This window comes from Fischerella thermalis PCC 7521 (assembly GCF_000317225.1).
Taxonomy (GTDB): domain Bacteria; phylum Cyanobacteriota; class Cyanobacteriia; order Cyanobacteriales; family Nostocaceae; genus Fischerella; species Fischerella thermalis.
This window is the reverse complement of record NZ_AJLL01000081.1, coordinates 191,961-198,534: the sequence shown is the minus strand read 5'-3', so window position 1 is coordinate 198,534 and position 6,574 is coordinate 191,961. Positions and strand designations below refer to the sequence as shown.

Genomic DNA, 6,574 nt, shown 5'->3' with positions numbered 1-6,574 from the left:
ACCTTTTTTATTATTAATTAAAAGCAGAAATAATATCATGTCCGCTTGAGGAATTATATTATTCTTTGGGGGCAGTAATGGTTAATTAAGATACTGATAATTTTCCAATGCCAAGCTTTAGATAATAAAGTAATTAGTCGGACATAATATAGTAAAAACTCCCCTAAGTGTATCTTGGGGAGAATTAAATCAGTACTGCTGTATAAAAATCTAGTAAATAGCTCTAGTATTAATGAGGATGTTGTCAACAATTTGGCTCAGATAATCCGTTACTACACAAGCTAACTTTATCTATAAAACATTAGGAAAAACCAAGAAATTTTTGAGCTTAGTTTTGCAAACCTGAGTTGTGTATAAACAAATTATAATTGCCAATATCCTCTAATTGCTAAAGCTCTAAACCTTGTTTTAGTGTGCTGATACTACTCTAGGGACTTTTTCACATCATCTTTGATGTTCTCAACTGTATGACGTAGCTGTGCTTCTGCTTGCTTCGCTTGACCTTCAGCTTTATCCTGGGGATTTCCAGTTACTTCGCCAACCATTTCTTGAACTTTTCCTTCTATGTTTTTAGTGGTTGCTTCTACTCTATTTTCGATACTCATAATTGTTTTTCCTCGATTATTTCTTGATAATATATTATTGTTATTAATTCAAAAAAAACTCGCTCCCCAGAGATAAATTTCTCGAACTACTCTTTGCCAAAAGATAGATTTTTTAATAAAAATCTTAAAACTAAACTATTTAATTTAAAGCTAATATCTTCCATATGATGGATACGACACACTTATGGAAGATTTCAAGCTTTTAGTTCTAAACAAGAACTGACATTAGAAACGGTTTACTATCCGAGTTGCCAGTTATAAATCACCGTAATTAGTCAAGTGTCAAGTGTTAATAGTTAAGAGTTTTTACTATTGACAATTGACAATTGACACTGCACTAAACACTTACTTTCTTCTTCGACCAAACACCATTATCATCTTCATCAAAATTTTGTTGAACAGTTTCCCAAGCAGCTTGTTCTGCCTTTATTTGGTCATTAGTCTCGTCTAACACAGCGTTGTAGCGCTCAATAAAGGTATTCTGAGCTTCACCGGAAAGATGAGAGCGTACTTCTGGAGATAAATCCTCGGGACTATTGCAACGACCAGGACAGGGACGGGGTAATGCTGTTTCCATCGTATGAATTTCTTCACCACCAGCACTTTCCATCAGTATTTGAAATTCCCCACTCCGATCAGCTGGAACTTCTGCCATGACTAAAAACTCTCCAGCTTGCAGACGAGTTTGATATACTGCGGCTTTATCTTCTGGCATACCTAGGGTGGCTAACACAGAAACTAAACCTGCACCGGCGCTACCTGCGATCGCTCCACTTGCAGCCCCTAATAACAAAGCACCAATTGGACCTGCTGCTACAATTGGGCCAACAAAAGGAATGAATAATACACCAACACCTGTAAGCAAGCTCAAAAAAGAACCAAACAAAGAGCCAAAAATTGCTCCTGTTCTTAAACCACCAAGAATTACATCTTTTTTAGTAATGAAACCAGCAATGCGAGTTTCTGATTTAAAGTTTCTGCCCATGACCGAAATATGATCTCTAGGCACACCCCTGTCAAGCAAACGCCGAATTACGTCATCTACTTGGTTTTGTTCTTTATAAACAGCCGAAATTGTCCGTTCAGCTTTGTATTCTGCCGCCATTGAACACTCCTGTTATATTGTTTTTGCATATATCCCAAACCAGTAGTTCGTAGTAAGTCTCTAGTCTTGATATATTTGGCGAAGATAACACTTACTACGAACTTTCTTATTCATGAGGTGTCAATTCTATCTACCTTTAGTTACACACCTACCGGTGTTTTTTCTGTTTGTGGTTGAGAACCATCAGCTTGCAATGCTTGTCCTTCGATAAATGAACGCAACATCCAAGCAGCTTCTTCGTGACCTTCCATTAATCCGGTTAAGAAATCAGCAGTTCCTTGATCGTGGAATTCTTCATCACAGCGATCAACATGTTCACGAAGATTGCGAATAATTTGCTCGTGGTTATCTACCAGGCGAGACACCATCTCGGTTGCCGTGGGTACATTACCACCTTCCTCCTTGATAGTACCTGCCTTCAAAAATCCCTCCATAGTGCCAATTGGATAACCACCTAAAGCACGAACCCGCTCAGCAATAGCATCAATATTTTCACTCAATTGTTCGTATTGTTCTTCCCAAATTTCATGCAGACTCCGGAACTGAGGCCCAACCACATCCCAGTGGAATTTTTTGGTTTTCACTATCAGTAAATAGGAATCTGCCAAATCTTGATTCAGCAAATTAATCACACCTTGACGTTGCTCATCTGTCAAACCAATATTTAATGGGCGCATTGTTTCTCAATCCTTAAGCTAACTCCTCTTATAACTTCAGCAATTCATTCGTGACATAACATCAATCCAAAGAATGATTATGTTTTATTTAGTAATAGGTTTTAACCGACTTAAACTATGAGCCAAGAATTAAAATCCTTGGCGGACTAGGGGGAGAATGAAATAAACCTGGCTTTTTTAGCAATATAAATCTATAGCGTTCTTATTTTAATTGAAAAATTATCAGACACAGAGACCCGGATTTTTGGATAATTCGGGGATTTGACTTTCTGCTATATAGAGAAAGTTATAGAAAATAAATCCCCAGTTAAAAATTCTGGGGCAAAAGACATTTGATGTCTATTACTTATTACCGGTAACTTTTTTCAAAAAGTTGCTTACTTCTTCTTCTACTGAAACTGCTTCTTGAGAATTTTCAGGACGATTCATTTTTTCAGCATCAGCAGTACCTTGAACTTCGTTCAGCCCTCCTCCACTGGTACGCTGTTGAGTTTCTTTCAATCCCAGAGGAGCAGATTTAGCTACCTCGTCAGTTTCACGCTGAGTTTGAAGCAATTGATCAGTACCTTCTGTTGGATTGCTTTGATAGCTTTGTATTGCAGCAGCAGGAAAAGCATTAGAGAACAACAGCAAAGCACATGTAAAGGCTACAAACAGAAAACGTACGGGACGTAGAATGGAACCTAACAAAGAAATAGATTTTTGCATTTTAATTCCTCCAGGGACTGGTGTAAGTAATATAAAATCAAGAGAAAATTGAGTAGTCATAAATACTAAATTTTGTTGTTGATTTAGTATTCACTTTTATTTATCTGTCTCAATAAATTTTCTTGATTGCATTTCACATTGATTTTTTTCAATGTACGCATAGTAATTTTATAGTCGGGAATCTAGATTTATTGAATCGACCTGTAGACTGAAAGTCTGAATACAAAAATTTACAAAATACTCTCTCTAGAGATAGATATTTTGATATATATTTGTCAGGCTAGTTATTAAATTATTACTTATAATTAATACTAATAAATACATTTTTGAATTATCAAAAATGAAGAGGACGGGAATTGTAGACATCTGTAGAGCAGTTTCCCATCCTCATTTTTATGTATGATGATTGGTAATTGGTATTGATTTTTCCCATTACCAGCCTGCGATCGCCTCTTCAGTTCTTCAAACTCACCTCTTAGAAAAACAATTTACGTTCCAGATAGTAAGTTTGTTGGAGCTTATGAATAAATTCTATCGCTTTTTTACTTGCCTTATAGTCAGGCTGTAAATTGTCTTGAATATAGTCATTGAATTTGTTTAGGTTTTGGCTTGCTGACGGAGGTGGTTTCCCGGAAGAGAGGAAATGAATGTATAACATAACTATTTAAGTAATAAAATTTTTGTCTTACTTTGAATTATTTTGATGCTACATTTATAATACAAAAGATGTCAAGGTGTTTAGGAAAAATTTTGAAATTTTCTAAACCATCCTAATTTATCGATATTTGCAGCTTGTCAATTGTCTGTGATATCAACTTCAGCTAATTGCTTACGATATTATGCTTCGTTGTTGGGTATTGGGCATTAGGCATCGGGCATGGAAAAATCATCAGTATCTTAATTACCCATTACCCATTACCCATTACCCATTACCAGCCTACGCGACAGTATAAGCATTCAAGCGAACTAGATTATTCACTCAAAACAGACGCACAAGCTTGAGCAGCGACCCAGAGTTTGTGTAGTAAAAACTCAGTGCGATCGCTCAGTGTGGTAACAAACACACCTTGGACATTCTCAGAGCCATCCGATAACCAAGAACCGCTGAGAGTGACTTCAATGTACTCACAATCAGATGCACATAAAGCAAGAATTTCTCTTTCTTCCCATTGCACCTGAGTCTTGAGTTGTTCTAATCCTGGCAAATTCGCAGGAAGCAGAAAGGAAGCAGTGCTAGGTTCAACAGACAGACTTTGACCGACTCGCAGTGTCAAAATCACTCGCTGCGCGACCCACTCCTCAAGGGACTGAGCCAGACACTCTAGGTGAAAACTCGTTTCGGTGTAAGTTAATTTCAGCATTCCTCATGCTCTCCTGTTATTCCAGGTTTATTTGCACGTCCATCCAAAACTGTTCCGCAAAAGCAATCGTGGGATGGACAGGTGCTTTTGGTTTAGTACGTAGGCGCATACCCGCTTCTTGTGGGGTTTTATCTCCTTTTTTGGAGTTACACCGTTCGCAAGCAGCAACCACGTTATCCCAAGTGTGCTGTCCACCTCGAGAACGGGGAAGCACATGATCTAATGTCAAATGTTTGCTGCTACCGCAATATTGGCAACTGTGATGGTCTCGTCGCAACACTTCCCGTCTATTGACTGGTGGAACTTTCCACATCCGTTCCCGAGAAGCTATTTTCAAGCGAATTTGTTTTGGTACATCGATTACCAAGCTAGGAGAGTGAACTTGCCAGCCGCTATTAGTGGTAATATCTAGCGGTTCCGCCTTGTTTGTGAGCAAAAGTACAATAGCTCGCTTGATATTTACTCGACACAGTGGCAAGTAATTTTGAGAAAACACCACCACAGATTGATCTAAAACTTGCGTTGCGATCGTCACGGTTTGACTCCTCATTCAAAAACCCCCGCTTTTTTCTTTGTTAAAGCGGGGGTTGAGAATTGACTTTAAAAGTCTTTTATTCCTCTATCGGTACAGCATCTGGGTGTCTGTACCTCCCGCTTCTCTCTTTTAGTTGTGGTGCTCGATTAAGTACACCAATCCTGGCATATTTAGAATCATGATTACCCTCTGTAAATTTGCCCAGTTTTAGGCAAATCAGCCCCATAAATAAATACTCCACTCCCATAGGCGCTGATTCCCAACTGGTTCGGGACTGATCAGCACATAAAGAAGTAGAGATGGGGTAAATGGATATCACAGAAAATTTCACCTATTGAACATTCCTTTAAACATACTACACTTGTATTACTATCCTGTCTATAGTTTTAAGGAGAAAAACTCATGCATACCATCACTCGCACCCCCACCACCGATATGGAAGTCACCAGCATCCGTCTTGAGCGCGAATTAAAAGATAAACTTAAAGATTTAGCAGGCAATCAGGGATATCAAGCTCTCATCCGCGATATCCTTTGGAATTATGTCCAGCAAAAATCAGGAGAGTGGAAACCTCGATTTTCCAGATCTGATATTCGAGCAAGCATAGCTGCTACAGCCCAACAAGAAGAGCGTTGTGTACTCACAGGTCAATTAATTCAACCGCAACAACCGATGTTGTTAGGACTGACGAGGACGGGCGATATGGTTCCTCTAAGTGTCGAAAGTTTAGCCGGATAAATGGATTCAGGTGAATGCAGCCTGGTTAATTTTGTTTCAAGCAAAACTAGGCTGTATTCACCATAAAGTTATGAAGAAACTAGGCAGAAGGCAAAGAAAAAATAAGGAAGCCTATTAGGTATAATTATTGACTATATAAATTAATGCTATAATTAGTTATTTTATTTATCAAATCAATAAAAACAGGAAGTAACAGTCATAAACATTCTGCCCGAATCATCGGACTCCTTGCGCCAAAATTAAATTAGCTCAAAAAAATAAATATCTAACAGGAACAGAAATAACTTTTGCCTATTTCCCGTTCCCCCTTCCCTTTTAAATAATGTCGAAACTATCTAGAGGCTTAGTAATTTATAACACAGGGGGTCTGACTACACTTGACAGATCTAAAACATCAGCCTAAAGATTAAATGATTCTAAAGACAAGGAGTGAAGTAGCTAATCTCAATACAAATTTTTCCCTACCCCTTGTTTAGTTGTCGAAAATTTTGCTAAACCCTGACGCTAATTACATTTATTAGTGTCTGACCTAGCTAAAAAGTCAGCGATGGGAGCATGGTGTGAAAAAAATATTACAATTTTTTAGAAAAATTCAGTATTAATGCGGAAGCTATTTAGGAAGTCTTGGCGACAAGTCTAGAGAAATTACGGTTTATGTATAGTTCTAGACAGGATAATCTAAGTAGATGTTAGTAACAAAATAGGCGTGTAAAAAGCTGTAACTATATTTGGCTATTTGCCCGATGCAACTAAACTAAATTTTTATGTATTTTATTACTCAAAGTTTCTGATATGAGATGATTTGACGATCTGCAATAGAAAAGGGCTATAACAGGTGAGAGTAA

General features: G+C 37.8%; 7 protein-coding genes. 1 reads left to right on the top strand and 6 read right to left on the bottom strand.

What is annotated here, in order from left to right; all coding sequences use genetic code 11:
• Positions 1-422: 422 nt before the first annotated feature.
• The 6 genes from UYK_RS0117810 to UYK_RS0117785 all read right to left on the bottom strand — a co-directional run bounded on the left by UYK_RS0117810 (position 423) and on the right by UYK_RS0117785 (position 5,006).
• Positions 423-605, bottom strand: a complete 183-nt coding sequence (locus UYK_RS0117810) for a CsbD family protein (protein WP_009453724.1) — start codon at positions 603-605, stop codon at positions 423-425.
• A 337-nt stretch (positions 606-942) separates the two neighbouring features.
• The gene (locus UYK_RS0117805; protein WP_009453723.1) at positions 943-1,710 is read right to left on the bottom strand and encodes a ChaB family protein; all 768 of its coding nucleotides are present in this window, start codon (positions 1,708-1,710) and stop codon (positions 943-945) included.
• A gap of 140 nt (positions 1,711-1,850) precedes the next feature.
• On the bottom strand, positions 1,851-2,387 hold the full coding sequence (locus UYK_RS0117800) for a Dps family protein (protein ID WP_009453722.1): 537 nt from the start codon (positions 2,385-2,387) through the stop codon (positions 1,851-1,853).
• 342 nt (positions 2,388-2,729) lie between these two features.
• Complete coding sequence (locus UYK_RS0117795) at positions 2,730-3,095, bottom strand: hypothetical protein (protein ID WP_026086501.1); 366 nt, start codon at positions 3,093-3,095, stop codon at positions 2,730-2,732.
• Between the two features lie 971 nt (positions 3,096-4,066).
• Entirely contained in the window at positions 4,067-4,456 is a 390-nt protein-coding gene (locus UYK_RS0117790) for an alr0857 family protein (protein WP_009453719.1), read from the bottom strand.
• A 16-nt stretch (positions 4,457-4,472) separates the two neighbouring features.
• Entirely contained in the window at positions 4,473-5,006 is a 534-nt protein-coding gene (locus UYK_RS0117785) for an HNH endonuclease (protein WP_016871865.1), read from the bottom strand.
• A gap of 387 nt (positions 5,007-5,393) precedes the next feature.
• Here UYK_RS0117785 and UYK_RS0117775 point away from each other — a divergent pair, with 387 nt between their 5' ends.
• Positions 5,394-5,729 (top strand): ribbon-helix-helix domain-containing protein, encoded by a 336-nt coding sequence (locus UYK_RS0117775; protein WP_009453717.1) that lies wholly within the window; start codon positions 5,394-5,396, stop codon positions 5,727-5,729.
• The last annotated feature ends 845 nt before the right edge of the window (positions 5,730-6,574 follow it).